Raw genomic sequence first — 19,352 nt, forward strand, 5'->3', positions numbered from 1 at the left:
TAACGTCCTGTGATGCGGTCGCCATCTTGGCAGGTCGGAAGAAAACAAATACGGTGGCGGGGCTGTTCCTTCTACTCGGATCGTCCGGCACGTTCCTGCCGGTGGAAAGGAAGTCGCTTCACCATGGCTACCGTTACCTATGACAAGGCCTCCCGGATCTACCCGGGCTCCGAGCGCCCCGCGGTCAACGAGCTGAACCTCGAGATCGGCGACGGAGAGTTCCTCGTCCTGGTCGGCCCCTCCGGTTGTGGTAAGTCCACCAGCCTGCGCATGCTCGCGGGCCTGGAGGACGTGGACCGCGGCCGCATCCTCATCAACGACAAGGACGTCACGCACCTCCCGCCGAAGTCGCGGGACATCGCGATGGTGTTCCAGAACTACGCTCTCTACCCGCACATGACGGTGTACGAGAACATGGCGTTCGCCCTGAAGCTGCGCAAGACCCCGAAGGCGGAGATCGACCGCGCCGTCAAGGAGGCCGCGGCCCTGCTCCAGCTCGAGGAGTACCTGTCGCGTAAGCCGAAGGCGCTTTCCGGTGGTCAGCGTCAGCGTGTCGCCATGGGCCGCGCGATCGTGCGTCAGCCGCAGGTCTTCCTCATGGACGAGCCGCTGTCGAACCTCGACGCCAAGCTCCGTGTGCAGACCCGTTCGCAGATCGCCTCGCTGCAGGCGAAGCTCGGCGTCACCACCGTCTACGTCACCCACGACCAGGTCGAGGCCATGACCATGGGTCACCGGGTCGCGGTCATGCTGGACGGTGTGCTGCAGCAGGTGGACACCCCGCGGGCGCTCTACGACACCCCCGGCAACGTCTTCGTCGCCGGCTTCATGGGCTCCCCGGCCATGAACATCAAGACCGTTCCGCTGAACGAGACCGGTGCCCACTTCGGCGCGCTGAACATCCCGCTCACCCGGGAGCAGGTGGCCGCGGCCCGCGAGGGTGGCGACGGCAAGGTGACCGTCGGCTTCCGCCCGGAGGCGGCCGAGGTCGTCGGCGAGTCCGCCGAGGCCCTGCCGATCGTCGTCGACCTGGTCGAGGACCTCGGTTCGGACGCCAACGTCTACGGTCACGCCGACCTGCCCGGCGGTTCGGAGCGGTTCGTGGTCCGTACCGAGCGCCGCAACATGCCGCACATGGGCGAGACGGTCTACATCCGTCCGCAGACCAACGCGCTGCACGTCTTCAACGCGGGCTCCGGCTTCCGCATCTGAAGCTGATCAGTCGACAACGGCCCCCCTCGGGTAGAGGGGGGCCGTTGTCGTATCAGGCGAACGAGTAAACGACGTAGTCCTTCTCGGCGGCGCACACCACCACCGAGGTGTTCCAGGCGCAGCTGTCGGAGCGGACCTTCGGCATCACGCCGAGGTTCACCGATTCCTCGCCGAGGTGTGTCCCGGACAGCTCGCGGTCGCTGACCGAGCTGGTCAGGGCGCCGGAGAAGCTGAGCACGTTACGGGCGTCGAGCCGGACCGTGACTCCGAGCCGGTACCACGCCTGCTTCCCGCCGACGAACAGTGTGGTGCCCTCGTCGCTGATCGCGAGCAGGCCGTTGCTGCCGACCGCCACCAGGTCCTCGACCCCCGGCACGGCCTTCTCCCAGGCGCCTTCGCCGCCGACCGCCCGGACCACGTCGGATTTGTGGTCGTAGCCGGCCGTCGCGACGAAACAGAGCAGGTTGCCGCACGGGGTCAGCTCGTCGACGTTCTCGTCGGCCGCGACCGTGTAGACCGCTTCCGGCTGAGTGTCCGCGAGCTTGGCCAGGTCGTACCGGAAGACGCGTTTGGTGGTGCCGGGCTCCAGAACGTACAGCCGGCCGTCGTGGGCCGCGACCTTGTCGCTGGTGGAGGCCACCTCGGCGCGTGTCTGCAGCACGTCGCCGGTGTGTACGTCACGGACCGAGACCGTGCGGTCGGAGTCGATCTGCACGAACCGCTGCTTGTCGCCGGACGCCGGGGTGAGCGGCCGCCCACCGGCGCCGGCCGGCCCGGTGACGTCGTCCGGGCCGGTGACCAGCAGCAGGGCGGTGCCGTCCGGGTCGTCGGTCGACCACTTCACCGTCCCGTCGGTCATGTCGAGGCCGGTCAGCTTCTCGGCCTCCCGGTTCACCCAGAGCACGACGTCGGACGCCAGGTACAGCTCGTCCGAGGCGCCGAGCTGCTCGTCCCAGACCACTCGGCCGTCGTCGCTGCTCAGCGCCACCACCCGGCTGCGGCTGGTGGTGGGATCGACGCCGGAGAAGAAGACCACCACCGACTCGCGGGCATACATCCATTTCCAGGTGTACGCCGTACCCGCGTTGTCGTTCTGCCAGAGGGTCTTGCCGTTCCCGGTGTCGACGGCCACCGTGTGCAGCGGTCCCGCCTCGGTGACGCCGGCGAAGAACGCCCGATCGCCGTACACCTCGCTGTCGATGAACGTCGACGTGAACGCCGGCTCCGGCGTGACCCGTCCCACCTCGCGCAGCGAGTGGTAGTCGAGAGCCGGGAACTTCGGCCAGAGCAGCACCGTCGCGACGGCGGCCACGACGACGACCACCGCGGTGGCCGCCCCGCCGATGATCAGTCCGAGCCGGCGCCGGGACGAGACGGTCGGCTCGACGGCGCCCGGCACGGTCCAGGTGCCCTCCGGATGCGGATGCGGGGTGTAACCGCCGGGCTGGCCACCCGCGGCGATGGCGGCGGCCTCGGCGGTGGCCCACGGGTCGACCGGCTCGGCGTAGGTCTGACCGTCCGGAGCGGTCGCCGGAACGGTGACCGGCGTCGGTGTCGGGGTGGCCGCCTCGGAGACGCCGGTGGAGAAGCGCACCTCCGTCGCGTCCGCCTCGGCCGGCTGCGTCTCGTCGTCCGGACCCGGACCCGCCATGTTCCCGCCCTTCTCCGCCGTACCGGCCCGTCATGGTACCGACCTGGGCATCGACGATAGGCCTGGCGATCATCCGTGGCGCCGTCGGAAAGACGAGTGCTGAGTCGTGATTCATCCGTGGCTATCGTGGCGTCATGCGCATCGAACGAGTCACCGCGGAGGCCGACGTCCATCGAGCGGCCGATCTCTTCGACGCGCCGCCCATCGATTCGGTGACCCGCCGCTTCCTCAGCGAGCCCACCCACCACCTGCTGCTCGCCTATGACGACGCGGACCGCCCGGTCGGCATGATCACCGGCGTGGAGACCACCCATCCGGACAAGGGCACCGAGATGCTGATCTACGAGCTCGGCGTCGCCCCGGTCGCCCGGCTCCAGGGTGTCGGCACGGCGCTCGTCGACGCGCTGGCCGCGATCGCCCGCAAGAACGGTTGTTACGGCATGTGGGTGGCCGCCGAATCGGACAACAAGGCGGCTCTGGCCACCTATCGCCGGGCCGGTGCCGACGAGGAGATGACGTTCACCCTGCTCAGCTGGGACCTGGCGAAAGACTGAGACCCGGCGCTCCCCTCAGCGCCTCCACTTCTCCCGGTTGACGAAACCGTCCACCGGCTCTTCGAGCAGGCGGGGGTCGTGCAGGGCCGGGAGGGCGGGAGCCTTCGGCCGGTGCCGGGCCGCTTTCGGTTCGGCGGCGAACGCCGGAGCGGACACCGACGGTGTGGGTGCGGCCGGGGCCGGGTCGTCGGCCGGCGGCGGAGCGGAGACGGACGCGATCCCCGCGGTCGGCACGGGGGTCGGTGTGGAGCCGTCGTCCGGCATCATCCGGGCGGCACCGAGCCCTGCTCCCGAGGTGTCACCGGCCAAGGCGGGCGCGCCTCCGAAGAGCAGGATTCCGCTCGCGATCGCTCCGAAGCACCACAACTTACGCACTGAACTTACTCCCGGTCAGCGGTGGATCGTGTCGATACCCACCATGTCGGACATAGCTGTCGGATGGGGCAACGAGCGGCCCCACGAGGGGGTTCCGGCTGACTACGATTCGTGAACGTGAGTGCCGTGCCATCCGAGAAGAACCACACCCGCACCGAGTCCGACGAGGACACCCGGCCTCACCTGGTGCTCTGCGGCGCCGATGCGCTGGTGTACACCCTGGCCGAGGAACTGGCCAACTCCCGCCACCGGATCCGGATCACGGTGATCACCCCACACCGGATCCGGGCCGACGTTCCCGACCTGGCACAGCTCGCCGACCGCGACGTGGTCTGGCTCAAGGCCGACCGGCTGGACGAGCGCACCTTCCGCGACGCCGGGCTCACCGGATCCTCGGCGCTCGCCCTGGTCATGCCGGACGACATGGTCAACCTGCACGCCGCGCTCTGCGCCCGCGAGGTCGAGGAGAACCTGCGGGTGGTGGTGCGGATGTTCAACACCGGACTGGGGCAGAGCGTGGTCCGGCTGTTCCCGGACTGCGCGGTGCTGTCCGACGCCGAGATGGCCGCACCGGCGTTCGTGGCGGCGGCGCTCGGCGAGGTCGCTCCGACTCATTTCCGGCGCGCCGGCCGGACCCTGTACGTCGCGCACCGGGGAGACGTACCAGATCGATCGGTGATCCTGACCCTGACCAACGGTGACGGTGAGGGCGAGGTGAGCGTGCTGCCCGCGGAGCCGGCGCCGGGCGCGGCGAAGCCGGCCGATCTGGTGCTGGCCGAAGCGGTCGGGCGCCCGGCCGGCGAGGATGTGACCCGTCGGCTGCTGAGCCGGGCCGGGCGGCGCCGACGGCCGGGTCGCGCGATCGGTAACGCGCTGCGCGCCGCGCTGAGCCGCAAACTCGGCATCGCCGTGCTGATCACCCTGGCCACCACGCTCGTCGCCGGGCTGGTGCTGGCCGAGTTCGACGGTTCCCCGCACGGCCTCTGGGAATCGATCTACATGACGCTGCTGACCGCGGTCGGCTCGTCCGATGTGGAGATCGGCCGCGAACCGGTTGCCCAGGCCGCGCAGCTGGTGCTGACGATCGCCGGCCTCGCGTTGATCCCGCTGATCACCGCGGCCGTGGTGGACGGCATGGTCAACGCGCGCCTCGCCCTCAGCCAGGGCCGGGTGCACGGCGAGATCAGCGACCACATCGTGCTCGTCGGCCTCGGCAACGTCGGCACCCAGGTGCTGCGTCAGCTCACCGACCTGGGCGTACGGGTGGTGGCGATCGACCGTGTCGCCGACGCCCGAGGGGTGAAGAGCGCCCAGCGCCGTGGCGTGCCGGTGATCGTGGGAGACGCCGCCGCCGAGGCCACCCTGCGGGCCGCCTCGATCGACACCTGCCGGGCCCTGGTCGTGCTCTCCACCGACGACACGGTGAACCTCCAGGCGGCGCTCCAGTCCCGGGTGGCCCGCCCGGATCTGCGGGTGGTGCTGCGGCTCTTCGACGACGACTTCGCGCAGCGGGTCGAGACGGCCTTCCAGATCAACACCTCACGCAGCGTCTCCCGGATCTGCGCGCCGGTCTTCGCGGCCGCCCTCCTGGAGCGCGACGTGCACGCCACCATCCCGGTCGACAGGCACTCGGTGCTGGTCGCCACGGTCACCGTCGCGGCACTGTCCCCTCTGGACGGCGCGCCGCTGGAGCACGCCGACCACCCGGGCGAGGCGCGGGTGCTCGGCATGTCGTCGGCCGGCCAGGAGTGGGTCGACTGGGTGCCCGACCGCCGGCGGGTGCTGGCCGAGGGTGACCGGATCCTGGTGGTGGCCCGGCGCGGCGGCCTGCGGGCCCTGGTCGAGCTGGCCAGCCCGCCACTACAGCGAACCGCTTAGCTCCTCGGCCTCGACACCCAGCACGGCCTGCTCGTCAGGCTTGTTGACCAGCACGTCGGACAGGTAGCTCTGCACCGCCGGGCCCATCCCGACGTCCCGCCCGGCCTTCTCGGAGAGCAGCCACTTGTGCTGGATGATCTGCGAGAACACCTCCTGCGGCTCCAGCTTGCGCCGCAGCGGGGCCGGAACCGCCCGGACCACCGGCTCGAACACCTCGGTCAGCCAGCGGTGCGCGGCCTGCTGCTCGTCTTTCAGGTGACTCTCCGCGCGGTGGGCGTCCAGGTCGTTGAGCAGCTGGCGGGCCTGGTTCTCCTCGGCGTCCAGGCCGGTCAGGCGCATCAGCCGGCGAGTGTGATAGCCGGCGTCGACCACCTTGGGCCGGACCAGGTAGCCGCCGTCCACGGTGGACATCGACACCTCGGCGATGTCGAAGCCCATCTCGTTGAGCCGCCGGATCCGTCGCTCGATGTGATGCCGTGCGTCCTTGGACACCTCCTGCTCGTAGGTGACCTCGTGCCACAGCCGCTCGTAACGCGCCACGATGTCGTCGACCACCGTCTCCGGGTCGATCGACTCGTGCAACAGCTCGGCGGCCTGCAGGTCCAGGCACTCGCCGAAGATGTTCAGCCGGAGGATCTCGATGTCCTCACTGCGCTGCCCCTCGGACAGTTTCGGGTACAGGTTGCCGGTCTCGGCGTCGACCAGATACGCCGCGAAGGCGCCCGCGTCCCGCCGGAACAGCGTGTTCGACAGCGAGCAGTCACCCCACGAGAAACCGGTCAGATGCATTCGCACGATCAGCGCGGCGAGAGCGTCGAGGAGACGGTTCATCGTGTCCGGGCGGAGCACGCGGGAGAACAGCGCACGGTACGGCAACGAGAACTGCAGATGCCTGGTGACCAGGACGGTCTCCAGCGGTTCACCGTCGAGCGTCTGCCGGTCGGTGGCGATGGCGACCGCCTCGACGGCCGGGAAGTCGATCCGTTCCAGGGCGCGGAGCAGGTCGTACTCCTTCTCGGCGATCCGCTCCCGAGTCTCCTTCATGGCGTAGACCACGCCGTTCAGCTTGACGAACCGGACGATGTGCCGCGAAATGCCCTGCGGCAGCGCGACCAGGTGATCCGCGGGCCACTCCTCCAGTGGGATGTGCCACGGCAGGTCCAGGAGCGCGGGGTCGACGACGGCTGAGGTGATGCGCACGGACCAAGTGTGCCGGTTCGTGCGGCGCGTCGTGCCCGCACGTGGCTCGTTACACAGGTGCGAAACGGCCCACGACGTAACGGGAGTGGCATGCGACGCAAGACAGGCCGCAACATCGGCATCGTCATCGGAACATGCGCCGCCCTGGCTTTGGCCGGAGTGGCCGGCGCGGTGGCCTCGGCGCAGGACGACGACGAACCGGCCGGATGGTACGAGCCACCGCCGGCCGTGGCGCCGACTCCGGTGGCGGAGCGCGGTGCCGTTCCGGGTGTCGCCGCCCCACGAGTCCCGCGAACCACTGTCGCCACACCGTCCACTTCGGCCACCTCGGCTCCCCTCGGGCAGTCGTCCGTGCCGTCCCCGGCGGCACCGACCCCCACCCACGTACAGGACCGGCGGCTCGAGTCGACCGATGCGCCGACCTCCGGGCGGGAGCGGATCGGCTCCCTGCATCGCGTCGACGAGTTGCTCGGCTATCAGGCCGGCCCGGCCCGGCAGGAGCTGTCGTACCCCGGTGCCTCCTACGTGAAGGTGCACTTCGAGAAGATCGCCGTGCCCGTCGGCGACTACGTGACCGTGTCCAACCCGTCCGGCACCGAGTCGTACCGGTACGAGGCCGACACCGACGGCCGGTGGGCCATGTCGATCACCGGCGACACCGCGGTCGTCGAGGTGCACCGGCGGACCGAGTCGCTCAGCAGTGCGGTCCTCGCCGACCTGGGCGTCGACATCGACCGGGTGGCCCGTGGGGACAAGCGTGAGTCGGGCGGCTCGGGCGCCGGAGCGGCGGTTCCCGGCCCCGCCGGTCCGGGCCGGGAGGAGTCGGTCTGCGGCACCGACACGTCGACCGATGCGGTCTGCTACGAGTCGAGCGACCCGGTCGCCTACACCAAGTCGAAGGCGATCGCCCGACTGCTGATCAACGGGACCGAGCTGTGCACCGCCTGGCGGGTCGGCGCCAAGAACCGCATGATCACCAACAACCACTGCCTGACCTCGTCCGACGAGGCGTACGACACCGAGGTGTGGTTCAACTACCAGTGCGCCAAGTGTGGTGGGTACGACGTGTTCAAGCCGACCAAGGTCTGGGGCGACAAGGTGCTGGCCACCGACAAGACCTACGACTACACGCTGTTCAGCGTGGACGGTTTCGCGTCGATCGAGAAGTTCGGCTTCCTGGTGCTGGACACCGCGCGGCCCAAACGGGGACAGGAGCTCTACGTGCCGCAGCACCCGGCCGGTGAGCCGGCCCGGATCGCCGGCAGCCAGGGCGAGGCGGCCGGCAACTGTGCCGTCGACAATCCCGACTACACCGGGTACACGGCGCATTCCGACGTCTCGTACTTCTGTGACACCGCGGGCGGCTCCTCCGGATCGCCGGTGATCTCCCGGGCCACCAACAAGGTGGTGGCCCTGCATCACTTCGGCGGATGCCCCAACTCCGGGGTCCGGGGTGATCTGCTGGCCGGGAGGTTGCGCGCGTACCTCTAGGTTTGAGGGGTGTCTTCGAAGATCACCCGCAGCTGGTGGCCCGACCTGCTGGCCGTCGCCGCCTTCGTGGCGCTGACCCTGGCCCTGGCCCGCGGCCACCTGCTGGCCCTCGACGAGTGGGTGGCCGACTGGTCGTTCGCCCACCAGCCGTGGGTGCCCTACTGGACCGCCCGGGTCCTCAACTATCTCGGCCAGGGCGCCCAGGTGCTGATGCCGGTGGCGGTGATCCTGACCTTTCTGTGGTGGCGACGGATCCAGTCGATCCGGGCGGTGCTGCCGTTCGTCGCCGCGTTCGTGCTGACCTTCTTCACGATCGGTCCGGCGAAGGTCTTCTTCGATCGGGCAGCCCCCAAGTTTAAGCTGGACAACCGGGCAGTTCTGTTCAACCCGGACGCGTCGGGCACGCTGTCGGTGAGCTATCCGTCCGGGCATGTGGCGAATGCGCTGGTCTGGTACGCGGTGATCGCCGTCCTGCTGGCCGGTGTTCTGCAGCGGGCTCTCACCCGGCGGGAGACGATCCTTGTTCGGGTCCTACCGGTGGCGATCGTCTTCATCACCACGGTCTACACCGGCTTCCACTGGCTGACCGACTCGATCGCCGCGCTCTTCCTCGGCCTGGTCCTCGCCCGCCTGATCGACCGCACCCCGTGGGACCGGATCCCGCTGGGACCGTTAGAGCGCTTCGCCGGCTCGGAGGACCGTTCTCCGGGTCAGGTCGGGGGTGAGCACCACTAGGTCGGCGCGCAGGCCGGGCTGCAGAGCGCCGAGCCGGTCGGACAGGCCGAGCAGGCGGGCCGGGGTGGTCGAGGCCATGCGGGCGGCGTCGACCAGGGGCAGGCCGGCCGCCACCGCATTGCGCAGGGCCACGTCCATGGTGAGGGTGCTGCCGGCGATCGAGCCGTTGTGCGCGAGCCGGGCCACCCGGTCGGCGACGACCACCTCCTGGCCGCCCAGCTCGTAGCGGCCGTCGGGCATTCCGGTGGCGTCCATCGCGTCGGTGATCAGCACCGCCCGGTCCGGGCCGGTGCTGCGGGCGGCGAACGCCAGCATGCCCGGGTGCAGGTGGATGTTGTCGGCGATCAACTCGCACACGATGGTCGAGGAGAGCAGGCCGACGACCGGGCCAGGTTCACGGTGGTGCGGCGGGCGCATGCCGTTGAACAGGTGCGTGGCCACGGTCGCGCCGGCCGCCACCCCGGCGTGGGTCTGGTCGTACGTGGCGTCGGTGTGTCCGACCGCGGCCAGAACGCCGTGCTCGGCCAGGTACGAGATGGCCTCCAGGGCGCCCGGCAGTTCCGGGGCGACGGTCATCATCCGTACCGCGCCCTCGCCGATCTTGATCAGGTCTTTGATCTCCGACATCGACGGATCACGCAGGTGGGCCGGGTTCTGCGCCCCGCAGCGCACCTCGGAGAGGTAGGGCCCCTCGAAGTGGATCCCGGCCAGTGTCCCGTCGTCGACCAGCGGCTGGAAGGCCGACACCGCCGACCGCATCAGCTCGAACGGCGAGCTGACCAGGCTGGCCAGCATCGTCGTGGTGCCGTGCCGCAGATGGAAGGCGGCGGCCTCCTTCGCGGCCAGGAACGAGCCCGTGGTGAACGTGTGCCCGCCGCCGCCGTGGCAGTGCAGGTCGACGAAGCCGGGCACGATCACGTCGTCGCCGACGCCGTCGTCCGGGACGATCGCCGCGATCAGCTCGCCGTCCAGCTCGAGATGACCGGGAATGATCGCGTCGGGGGTGACGATCCGGCCGGAGATTCGGGTCACGGGGTGCCTTTCCGGCTGTCCAGGGCGAGCAGGGCAGAGCCGAGGCAGCCGGCGGTGTCGCCCAGCTCGGCCCGGACGATCTCGGGGGACCGGTGGAACGTGACCCGCTCGGCGACCGCGGCCCGCACGGGCAGCAGCAGGTCGTCGCCGGCCTCGGCCAGCCCGCCACCGAGCACGACCACCCCGACGTCGTAGAGCGCCTGCGCGGTCAGCAGCCCGTCGGCCAGCGCCTCCACCGCGTCCAGCCAGACACGGCGGGCCAGTTCCTCGCCGCGGGCGGCCCGGGTGGCCACGTCGAAGGCGGTCGCGCCCGCCTCGCCGGACAGTTCGGCGTACTTGCGGCCGACCGACTTGGCCGACGCCTCCGCCTCCAAGCAGCCGCGTAGTCCGCAGCCGCACTCCGCGCCGCCCGGCCGGACCACGACGTGTCCGAGCTCACCGGCGGCGCCGTGCGCTCCCGGATAGCCGCGGCCGTCGATGACGAGACCTCCGGCGATACCGGTACCGATCGCGACGAACAAAACATGTCGCCGTCCGCGTCCGGCGCCGAGGCGAGCCTCGGCGAGAGCGCCGACACGCACGTCGTGGCCGAGCGCGGCGGGCAGGCCCAGGCGCTGCTCGGCAAGTTCCTTCAGCGGTACGTCACGGAAGCCCACATTCGCCGACCACACCGCGACGCCGTTCAGCTCGTCGACGACACCCGGCACCGCGATGCCGGTCGCCACGGGTGTGAGCCCGTCGGCGCGGGCCCGCCCGGCCAGCCTCTCGGCGACGGCCAGGATCGTCTCGGTGACCGCCACCGGGCCGCGCTCGGCCCGGGTCGGGTGGCGTTCCTCGTGGTGGACGACGCCGTCTGGACGGACCAGGGCGCACTTCATCCCGGTGCCGCCCACGTCGAGGGCGACGACGACCGGGTCGCTCATGTCAGGACTACGGAACGGCTGAGGTTGCGTGGGTGGTCGGGGTCGAGACCCTGGGTGGTGGCCAGCGCGAGAGCCACCCGCTGGGCCAGGATCAGGTCGGCCATCGGGTCGAGGGGGGCTCGCTTGCCCGCCCAGCGGCCGATCGCGCCGTACCCGCCGTGGTGCCGGCTGTGCACGAACGCGGCGCCGGTCGCCTCGACCTCCTCGGCCAGCCCGGCCGGGACGTCACCGAAGGCCCACACCACGCGGCGCGGTCCGGCGATCGCGATCGGGCCGTGCCGGTAGTCCATGGCCGGGTACGACTCGGTCCAGAACCCGGCGGTCTCCCGGCACTTGAGTGCGGCCTCCTCGGCCAGCCCGACGGTCCAGCCCCGGCCGATGAAGGTGATCTGGTCGACCAGCGACGGGTGCACCGGCAGCGGCAGCCGGATGGCCACCTCGGCGTCGGCCGCCGCGGCCTCGATGTCGTGCCCCAGGTGGGCCCGCAGGGTGGCCAGCACGCTGGTGGCGAACCGGGTCTGCACCACCGACCTCTCGTCGGCGAAGTCGAGCACGACCGAGTGGCCGGCGATCTCGGTGGCCGGCTGGGCGGCGTCGGCGGTGAAGACGGTGACCGGGGTGTGCTCAGCGACCGTGCGCATCACCTCGAGGGTCTCGGTGGTGGTGCCGGACCGGGTGATCGCGACGAGCCGGTCGTAACGCCTGGCATACGGGAAGTCGGAGGCCTGGAAGGCGTCGGTCTCGCCGTGTTCGAGCTGCTCACGTAGCACCGCGTAGGACTTGGCCATGAACCAGGAGGTGCCGCATCCGACGACGGCGACGCGCTCTCCGCGGGCCGGTAGCCCGGGTGACTCGGCTAGTTTCGCCGCCTGCCGCCAGCACTCGGCTTGTGTGGCGATTTCCGCTTTGACATGGCTCATGTCGGTTCCTCACCGGTAGGTGCTGCGCATTCGCGCTCGGTTCCCGGGTCTTTCGCGCGTTATTGTGCTCAGAGTGCTGCCGCGGGGGCAAGTTCCAAAGGACCTTCGCGCATCAGTTGGCTTTGCTTCCGGGCCTTTCGCGCACTAATGTGCACACACTTATCATGGAACGTGCATCGGAGAGTGGTGGGTGGATCGGTACGCGCGGTGGAATGCCCTGCTTGAGCTACTGACGGAGAGCGGCCGGGTGACCGTGGAGGAGGCCTCCGAGCGCCTCGACGTGTCCCAGGCGACCATCCGCCGCGACTTCGACCAGCTCGCCCAGCAGCAGATGATCACCCGTACCCGGGGTGGTGCGGTGGCCAACGGGGTGTCTTACGACCTGCCGCTGCGCTACAAGAGTGCCAAGCACTCGGCCGAGAAGCAGCGCATCGGTGAGGCCGCCGCCCGCCTGGTCACTCCCGGCACCGTCGTCGGTCTCAACGGCGGCACCACGATCACCGAGGTGGCCCGGGCGCTGGCGGTCCGCCCCGACCTCAACGCCGGTGGCGAGGGCTCCCAGCTCACCGTGGTCACCAACGCCCTGAACATCGCCAACGAGCTGCTGCTGCGCTCCCGCATGAAGATCGTGGTGGCCGGTGGTGTGGTGCGGCCGCAGTCCTTCGAGGTGGTCGGCCCGCTCGGCGGGGCGCTGCTCAAGGAGGTCACCCTCGACATCGTGCTGCTCGGCGTCGACGCGCTCGACGTGGAGCTGGGTGCGGCCTCCCACCACGAGGGCGAGGCGTCGATGAACAGCCTGATGGTCGCCCGGGCCAAGCGGGTCGTCGTGATCGCCGACTCGTCCAAGCTCGGTGGCCACGCGTTCGCCCGGATCTGCCCGATCAGCAAGATCGAGACGCTGGTCACCGACTCGGGGGCGCCCACTTCGACGATCGCCGCGTTCCGAGATGCCGGAGTGGACGTCATCACCGCCTGATTTCCTCAGATCGGCGTAGTTGCAGCCGATCGGGTGGCAGCTATGTGGACGGACCGTAGTCGATGTGTCGCGTCGGGTAGCGTCTGCGGGGATCTTCGGTGCGCCCTATGCTGAGGATCCCTCGTGAAATCCGTGGTCACCGATGCCGTCTGGGAGCGCCATGCAGCCCGCCGCCGAACCGACCGGTGACCAGCCGGTCGAGGAGCAGCAGCACATCCCCGCCCCACGTGTGGCGGAGCCGGTGACTCCCGTCGCGGAGGCCGCGCTCACCGATCGGGAGCTGGAGATCCTCGCGTTCGAAAGCAAGTGGTGGAAACACGCCGGTTCCAAGGAGCAGGCCATCCGGGACACCTTCGGGCTCTCCTCGACCCGCTACTACCAGCTCCTCAACGGTCTGCTCGACAACCCGGCCGCTCTGGAGAAGGACCCGGTCCTGGTCGGCCGCCTCCGCCGGCTCCGCTCGGCCCGAGCCCGCACCCGCCGCCGTTAGGGCTGGTGGGACTCGGCGTAAGAGGCCAGCCACGCCACCTGGTCGGGGTCCAGGGAGGGCCGGACCCGGGAACGGGCCGTCGCCACGTTCGCCGCGGTGACAGTCGTCGCCTCCAGCGATTCGCGCATCGCGGCCAGCGCCGACTCCCGGATCAGCGCGGAGCAGTCGGCAGCCGAGAAGCCGTCCAGGGCGGCGCCCAACTCGACCAGGTCGACCGACGCGTCCAGCGGCACCGCCTTCGACGACGCGCGCAGGATCGCGGTCCGGGCGTCGGCGTCCGGCGGCGGCACGAACACCAGCCGCTCCAGCCGACCCGGGCGCAGCAACGCCGGATCGATCAGGTCGGGCCGGTTGGTCGCCCCGATCACCACCACGTTGCGCAGGTCCTCGACACCGTCCAGTTCGGTCAGCAGAGCGGCCACCACCCGGTCGGTGACGCCGCCGTCGGTGCCCTGCCCCCGGGCCGGGGCCAACGCGTCCACCTCGTCCAGGAAGACGAGCGTCGGTGCCGCCTCCCGGGCCCGGCGGAACAGTTCGCGCACCGACCGCTCACTGTCGCCGACCCACTTGCTGAGCAGCTCGGCGCCCTTGACCGAAAGGACGTTCGCCTTACCCGTACCGGCGATGGCTTTGACCAGATAGGTCTTTCCGCAGCCGGGCGGGCCGTAGAGCAGCACACCGCGCGGCGGCGACACCCCGAGCCGGGCGAACGTGTCCGGATAGGTGAGCGGCCACAGCACCGACTCGGTGAGCACCTGCTTGACCTCGGCCATGTCGCCGACGTCGTCCAGGGTCACCGCGGCGACCTCCAGCGTGGACTCGGCCATCGAGGTCGGCCGGACCACGTCGAGAGCGGCTTCGAAATCGGCCATGGTGACCGTGGGTGACGGCGCCTCCTTTTGTCGGAGCGCGGCCCGGACCCCGGCCTCCCGGGCCAGCGCGCCGAGATCGGCGGCGACGAAACCGGGGGTACGCCCGGCGACCTCGTCCAGCCGCACATCCTCGGCCAGTGGCATCCCGCGGGTCAGCACGCCCAGCTGCTCCCGGCGCATCGCGGAGTCCGGCAGGGGCACGGTGAGCTGCACGGACAACAGCTCCGGGGCGCGCAGTGCCGGGTCCACCGACTCGGGTCTACTGGTGGTGCAGACGACCGCGGTCCCGTCGACGAGCGTGTCGGCCAGCACCTGACGGAACACCGTGGAGATCGGGCCCGGCTCCTCACGCGGGGCGAGCGCCTCGACGTCGGAGATCAGTAGCACGGCCGGGTGCCCGGCCCGTACCTCCTTGGCGAGCTCTCGCAGCCGGGCCGCCGCCGCGTTGTTGGTCAGGGCGGCCAGTTCCGGCGCCCAGACCGTGCGCACCTCGGCGTTCACCGCCGCGCCGACCGCCCGGACCAGTGCCGATTTGCCGGACCCGGAGGGGCCGGAGATCAGTACACCGAGGGTCACCCGGGTGCCCAGCCTGGCCAGCACCTCCCGGTGGTGGAAACCGAGATCGAGCAGTTCCTCCAGCTCCTTGGCCTGGGCGCGGAGACCGGGCAGGTCGTCGAGGCTGAGCGGCGGCACATCCGGGTCGGTCGAGGCCGGCGCGTCCGAGGCGACCACCGGGCGGGCCGCCGGAGCCGCCGCGGACGGGCCGTCCTGCCAGGCGACGACGGTGTCCATGGTGACCAGCGAGGCGTCGCCGTCGGTCACCTCGATCACGTTGAGCAGGGTGCTGGTCCAGGCGTAGCCGACCCGGTTGGCGAGACTGCGCCGGGCCGCCTCGACCAGGGGCCGGTGCCCGGCCTCCGGGAGCACGTCCTGCGGCAGCAGCGAGACGTCGTCACCGGCACTGACCACCTTGCCGAGCAGCGCCAGCCGCAGCATCTCGGGGGAGACCACGGCGACCACCTCGGCCGGACCGGTCAGGGTCACCCGGGTCGCCTGGGTCACCGGGACCGGGGTGACGGTGACCTGGCCGCCGTCGCGCATCCCGAGGTTGCCGAGCGTCAGATCGTCGGCGTAGAGCAGCCCGCGCCCGGCCGTCGACTCGGCCTTGGCGACGATCCCGGCCGTGGTCCGGGTGCCGGTCAGCCGCACCGGGTCGCCGGAGCGCAGGGCCAACGCGGCCATCACCTCCGGGTGCAACCGCACGATGCCGCGTCGCGCGTCCAAGGCGGCCGGTCGCAGGGTCACGGTCAGCGTGAGGTCATCGGCCACCGGGCGTGCCTTTCCGAAGGTGGGTCTGAGGCGTCCACGCTATCCGGAGTGGGGTAGCCGCGTCGGCTGAGAGGTTTCACAGGCACCGCTCAGTCGGATCGAGCTAGCGTGTGCGCCATGCCTGACCTGACCGCCGGACTGCGACGTACGCTTTCCCGGCTTCCCCGGCGCCGGGTCCTGCCCGCCGCAGCCGCCCTCGTGGTGCTGGCCGGCGCCGCAGTCTGGGCGCTGCGCCCCACCTCCGACGCCTGGACCACCGAGGACCTTCGGCTCGCCGGTGCCGACGTCGAGTTGGACGCCCGCTTCTACCTGCCGGCCGACCGGGACGGCAAGGTGCCCGCGGTGCTGCTCGCCCACGGGTTCGGCGGCACCAAGGACTCGGTCCGGGACGACGCCGAGTCGCTCGCCGAGCGTGGGTACGCCGTTCTCGCGTACACCGCGCGGGGTTTCGGCCGCAGCACCGGACAGATTCACCTGGACAGCCCGGACCACGAGGTCAAGGACGCGCAGAAGCTGCTCGACTGGCTGGCCACCCGTCCCGAGGTGGCCACCGACGGCGCCGGCGACCCGAAGGTGGCGGCGGTCGGCGGCTCCTACGGCGGCGCGCTGGCCCTCATGCTGGCCGGTCAGGACTCTCGGGTCGACGCGATCGTCCCGCAGATCACCTGGAACGATCTGAACCAGGCTCTGGTCCCGGGCGGCGTCTTCAAGAAGGCGTGGGCCGGTTATTTCTTCGGCAACGGAGCCGGGTCCCTGATGCAGGGCCGCGGTCAGGAGCAGGGAGACCCCGCCTGCGGCCGGTTCGCTGAGGACGTCTGCCAGGCCTACCTGCAGATGGCCACCACCGGCACCCCCGACGAGGCCACCAGGGCACTGCTGCTCAAGTCCAGCCCGGCCACCGTGCTCGACAAGATCAAGGCGCCGACCCTGCTGATTCAGGGCGCGGTCGACACGCTCTTCCCGCTCTCCGAGGCGGACGCCAACGCCAAAGGGATCGCCGCGACCGGCACACCGGTGCGAGTCGCCTGGTTCACCGGCGGTCACGACGGCGGCACCGGCCCGACCTCCGACTCCGACCGGCTCAAGTACCTGACGGTCCAGTGGCTCGACCACTACCTGAAGGGCGAGGGCGACGCGCCGGGCGACGACTTCACGTTCTCCCGGGTCGCCGGGTTCAGCGCGCTCGACCGCGGCCTGGTCACCAACGGCTACTCCACCGACTCGTACCCCGGGCTCACCGGCACCGGCCGCACCGAGATCACCGTGCAGGGTCCGGCGCAGCCGATCGCGAACCCGCCGAACGGCAACCCGGGCGCCATCTCCTCGGTGCCGGGCATCACCAGCCGGCTCAGTTCGGTGCTCAGCGGCGGCGTCGCCATGGACGTCCCGGGCCAGCACGCGATCTTCGAGTCGGCCGCGTTGACCGCTCCGGTCGAGGTGGCCGGCGCGCCCACGGTGCGGTTGCGGGCGGCGTCCCCGACCGGCGAGGCGGTTCTCTTCGTCAAGCTCTACGACGTCGACCCCAACGGGTCGGCGACGCTCAGCGCGGGCCTGGTCGCGCCGATCCGGCTCACCGGCCTGCCGACCGATATCGCCCAGGCCCAACCGGTCAGCGTGACGCTTCCGGCGATCGTCCGGCAGATCGAGGCAGGTCATCTGGTACGGGTCACCGTCGCCACCTCCGATCAGGCATTCCTCACGCCCGCCCAGCCCGCGACGTACACGGTCGCGGTGGAACCGGTGCTGACCCTGCCGACGCTGACCGGCACACCGATCGCCGACCCGGGCAGCCTCTGGTGGTACGTGCTGGCCGGCGTGATCGGGGTGATCCTGCTCGGTCTGGTGCTGCTCCTGCTGGTCAGCCGGATCCGGCACCGGCGGCGGGACGTCGCCGTGGTCGAAGAGCACGCGGACACCCCGCTCGTGGTGAACGGGCTGCGCAAGGCGTACGGCGACGGGTTCGTGGCGGTCCAGGAGATCGGCTTCACCGTCCAGCGCGGCCAGGTCGTCGGCCTGCTCGGCCCGAACGGCGCCGGCAAGACCACCACACTGCGGGTGCTGATGGGCCTGACCCAGCCGACCGCCGGTGAGATCTACGTCTTCGGGCACCGGCTGGTCCCCGGCGCCCCGATCCTGTCGCGGGTCGGTGCGCTGGTCGAGGGCCCGGGTTTCCTGCCGCACCTGACCGGTGAGGAGAACCTGAAGGCGTACTGGCAGGCCACCGGCCGCCCGTGGGAGGACGCCCACTTCTCCGAGGCGCTGGAGATCGCCGGCCTGGGCGACTCGGTGCACCGCAAGACCCGTAAGTACAGCCACGGCATGCGGCAGCGGCTCGCCATCGCACAGGCCATGCTCGGCCTGCCGGAGCTGCTGGTGCTCGACGAGCCGACGGACGGGCTCGACCCGCCGCAGATCGCCGAGATGCGTCGGGTCCTCCAGCGGTACGCGACCGACGGCCGGGCCGTGCTGGTCTCCAGCCACCTGCTCGCCGAGGTGGAGCAGACCTGCACCCACGCGGTCGTCGTCAACAAGGGCCGGATCGTCGCGTCCGGCCCGGTCAGCGACATCGTCGGGGACTCCCCGTCGGTGCAGCTCGACGTCTCCGACGTGCCCGCCGCCACCCGGATCCTGCAGGACCTGGGCGTGGCCTCGGTCAAGACCGAGGGTCCGAACGGCCTGATCGTCGACATGAACGGCACGGCCCGGTCCGAGGTGGTCGCCTCCCTGGTCGGGGCCGGTATCGGGGTGGACCGGCTGGTGCCGCGCCGCCGTCTGGAGGACGCGTTCCTGTCCCTGGTCGGCGACAACTCGCGAGGAAGTGGGGACCGATGACCACGCTGGAAGCGGCGCCCGGCTACAAGCCGTCGCGCACGATGCCGATCTGGGCCGAGGTGCGCCGGCAGGCGTCCCGGCGGCGTACCCAGCTGGCGCTCGGTTTCATGGTGCTGCTGCCGCTGATCGTGTTGGCCGCGTTCGAGTTCGGTGGCGGCGGCCGGGACGACGACGACGGCAACGGCGGTGGCGCGTTCAGCAGCATGGCCGACCTGGCCACCTCCGGTGGGCTCAACTTCGCGCTCTTCGGGCTGGCCGTCTCAGCCGGGTTCCTGCTGGTCGTGGTGGTCGCGCTGTTCTTCGGGGACACGGTGGCCAGTGAGGCGAGCTGGGGCAGCCTGCGCTACCTGCTGGCGATCCCGGTCCCGCGGGCCCGGCTGCTCGGTGTCAAGCTGATCGTCGCCGCCGGGTATTCGCTGCTCGCCCTGTTCCTGCTGGTCGGCACCAGTCTGCTGGTCGGCACCCTGCGGTACGGCTGGTCCCCGATGGGCAGCACGATCGCCGCCGAGATCCCACCCGGTGAGGGCCTGCTGCGGCTACTGGGCATCTGCGCCTACCTGGCGACCACCCTGCTCGTGGTGGCCGGCCTGGCGTTCCTGCTGTCAGTGCTGACCGATGCCGCTCTCGGCGCGGTCGGCGGCGCGGTGCTGCTCTGGATCCTGTCCAGCATCCTGGACCAGATCGACGCGCTCGGCGGCATCCGTAACGGCCTGCCGACCCACTACACGGACGCCTGGATGGGCCTGCTGTCCACCCCGGTGCAGACCGAGGACCTGGCGAAGGGCGCGATCTCCGCGGTCGTCTACGCCACACTGTTCTGGGGGATCGCGTTCTACCGCTTCACCCGCAAGGACGTCACCTCCTGACGGGTAAATCGGGTTG

16 protein-coding genes are annotated in these 19,352 nt (G+C 70.7%); 9 read left to right on the top strand and 7 right to left on the bottom strand.

Translation table 11 applies throughout. From position 1 onward, the window contains the following. Window positions 1–123: 123 nt before the first annotated feature. On the top strand, window positions 124–1,212 hold the full coding sequence (locus Q0Z83_RS45810; protein ID WP_317789822.1) for an ABC transporter ATP-binding protein: 1,089 nt from the start codon (window positions 124–126) through the stop codon (window positions 1,210–1,212). A gap of 52 nt (window positions 1,213–1,264) precedes the next feature. On the opposite strand, the gene Q0Z83_RS45815 is transcribed toward Q0Z83_RS45810, so the two are convergent. Continuing rightward, the gene (locus tag Q0Z83_RS45815) at window positions 1,265–2,863 is read right to left on the bottom strand and encodes an outer membrane protein assembly factor BamB family protein (protein ID WP_317789823.1); all 1,599 of its coding nucleotides are present in this window, start codon (window positions 2,861–2,863) and stop codon (window positions 1,265–1,267) included. A gap of 134 nt (window positions 2,864–2,997) precedes the next feature. Here Q0Z83_RS45815 and Q0Z83_RS45820 point away from each other — a divergent pair, with 134 nt between their 5' ends. Further along, window positions 2,998–3,417: a GNAT family N-acetyltransferase gene (locus Q0Z83_RS45820; RefSeq protein WP_317789824.1), complete on the top strand. Its 420-nt coding sequence runs from the start codon at window positions 2,998–3,000 to the stop codon at window positions 3,415–3,417. 15 nt (window positions 3,418–3,432) lie between these two features. Here Q0Z83_RS45820 and Q0Z83_RS45825 read toward each other — a convergent pair whose 3' ends face one another. Continuing rightward, a complete protein-coding gene (locus Q0Z83_RS45825) occupies window positions 3,433–3,792 on the bottom strand; it encodes a hypothetical protein (RefSeq protein WP_317789826.1) in 360 nt (119 codons plus the stop codon). Window positions 3,793–3,909: 117 nt separating this feature from the next. Here Q0Z83_RS45825 and Q0Z83_RS45830 point away from each other — a divergent pair, with 117 nt between their 5' ends. After that, window positions 3,910–5,670 carry an NAD-binding protein gene (locus Q0Z83_RS45830; RefSeq protein ID WP_317789827.1) on the top strand — a complete coding sequence of 587 codons (1,761 nt, stop codon included), beginning with the start codon at window positions 3,910–3,912 and terminating at the stop codon, window positions 5,668–5,670. Here the strand turns inward: Q0Z83_RS45830 and Q0Z83_RS45835 are convergent. Next, window positions 5,653–6,870, bottom strand: a complete 1,218-nt coding sequence (locus Q0Z83_RS45835; protein WP_317789828.1) for a DUF4032 domain-containing protein — start codon at window positions 6,868–6,870, stop codon at window positions 5,653–5,655. The genes Q0Z83_RS45830 and Q0Z83_RS45835 overlap by 18 nt on opposite strands. A gap of 90 nt (window positions 6,871–6,960) precedes the next feature. Between Q0Z83_RS45835 and Q0Z83_RS45840 the strand changes: the two genes are divergently transcribed. Next, complete coding sequence (locus Q0Z83_RS45840; protein WP_317789829.1) at window positions 6,961–8,361, top strand: trypsin-like serine peptidase; 1,401 nt, start codon at window positions 6,961–6,963, stop codon at window positions 8,359–8,361. A gap of 9 nt (window positions 8,362–8,370) precedes the next feature. Then, on the top strand, window positions 8,371–9,096 hold the full coding sequence (locus tag Q0Z83_RS45845; protein WP_317789830.1) for a phosphatase PAP2 family protein: 726 nt from the start codon (window positions 8,371–8,373) through the stop codon (window positions 9,094–9,096). Here the strand turns inward: Q0Z83_RS45845 and nagA are convergent. The 3 genes from nagA to Q0Z83_RS45860 are packed head-to-tail and all read right to left on the bottom strand — an operon-like array spanning window position 9,034 to window position 11,971. Beyond that, the gene (gene nagA / locus Q0Z83_RS45850; RefSeq protein WP_317789831.1) at window positions 9,034–10,128 is read right to left on the bottom strand and encodes an N-acetylglucosamine-6-phosphate deacetylase; all 1,095 of its coding nucleotides are present in this window, start codon (window positions 10,126–10,128) and stop codon (window positions 9,034–9,036) included. The two genes, Q0Z83_RS45845 and nagA, sit on opposite strands and share 63 nt — an antisense overlap. Further along, window positions 10,125–11,051 carry an ROK family protein gene (locus Q0Z83_RS45855; protein ID WP_317789833.1) on the bottom strand — a complete coding sequence of 309 codons (927 nt, stop codon included), beginning with the start codon at window positions 11,049–11,051 and terminating at the stop codon, window positions 10,125–10,127. The genes nagA and Q0Z83_RS45855 overlap by 4 nt, the downstream gene beginning before the upstream one ends. Continuing rightward, entirely contained in the window at window positions 11,048–11,971 is a 924-nt protein-coding gene (locus tag Q0Z83_RS45860) for an SIS domain-containing protein (protein WP_317789834.1), read from the bottom strand. Before Q0Z83_RS45860 ends, Q0Z83_RS45855 begins: the two co-directional genes overlap by 4 nt. Before the next feature lie 190 nt (window positions 11,972–12,161). Between Q0Z83_RS45860 and Q0Z83_RS45865 the strand changes: the two genes are divergently transcribed. Next, window positions 12,162–12,947 (top strand): DeoR/GlpR family DNA-binding transcription regulator, encoded by a 786-nt coding sequence (locus tag Q0Z83_RS45865; protein WP_317789835.1) that lies wholly within the window; start codon window positions 12,162–12,164, stop codon window positions 12,945–12,947. A 142-nt stretch (window positions 12,948–13,089) separates the two neighbouring features. Next, entirely contained in the window at window positions 13,090–13,437 is a 348-nt protein-coding gene (locus Q0Z83_RS45870; RefSeq protein ID WP_378079102.1) for a DUF3263 domain-containing protein, read from the top strand. Here Q0Z83_RS45870 and Q0Z83_RS45875 read toward each other — a convergent pair. After that, window positions 13,434–15,638 (bottom strand): AAA family ATPase, encoded by a 2,205-nt coding sequence (locus tag Q0Z83_RS45875; protein WP_317789837.1) that lies wholly within the window; start codon window positions 15,636–15,638, stop codon window positions 13,434–13,436. The two genes, Q0Z83_RS45870 and Q0Z83_RS45875, sit on opposite strands and share 4 nt — an antisense overlap. A 117-nt stretch (window positions 15,639–15,755) precedes the next feature. On the opposite strand from Q0Z83_RS45875, the gene Q0Z83_RS45880 reads away from it, so the two are divergent. Beyond that, entirely contained in the window at window positions 15,756–18,470 is a 2,715-nt protein-coding gene (locus tag Q0Z83_RS45880) for an alpha/beta fold hydrolase (RefSeq protein WP_317789838.1), read from the top strand. Beyond that, window positions 18,467–19,336: an ABC transporter permease gene (locus Q0Z83_RS45885; RefSeq protein ID WP_317789840.1), complete on the top strand. Its 870-nt coding sequence runs from the start codon at window positions 18,467–18,469 to the stop codon at window positions 19,334–19,336. The genes Q0Z83_RS45880 and Q0Z83_RS45885 overlap by 4 nt, the downstream gene beginning before the upstream one ends. The last annotated feature ends 16 nt before the right edge of the window (window positions 19,337–19,352 follow it).

This window comes from Actinoplanes sichuanensis, from assembly GCF_033097365.1.
GTDB lineage: Bacteria > Actinomycetota > Actinomycetes > Mycobacteriales > Micromonosporaceae > Actinoplanes > Actinoplanes sichuanensis.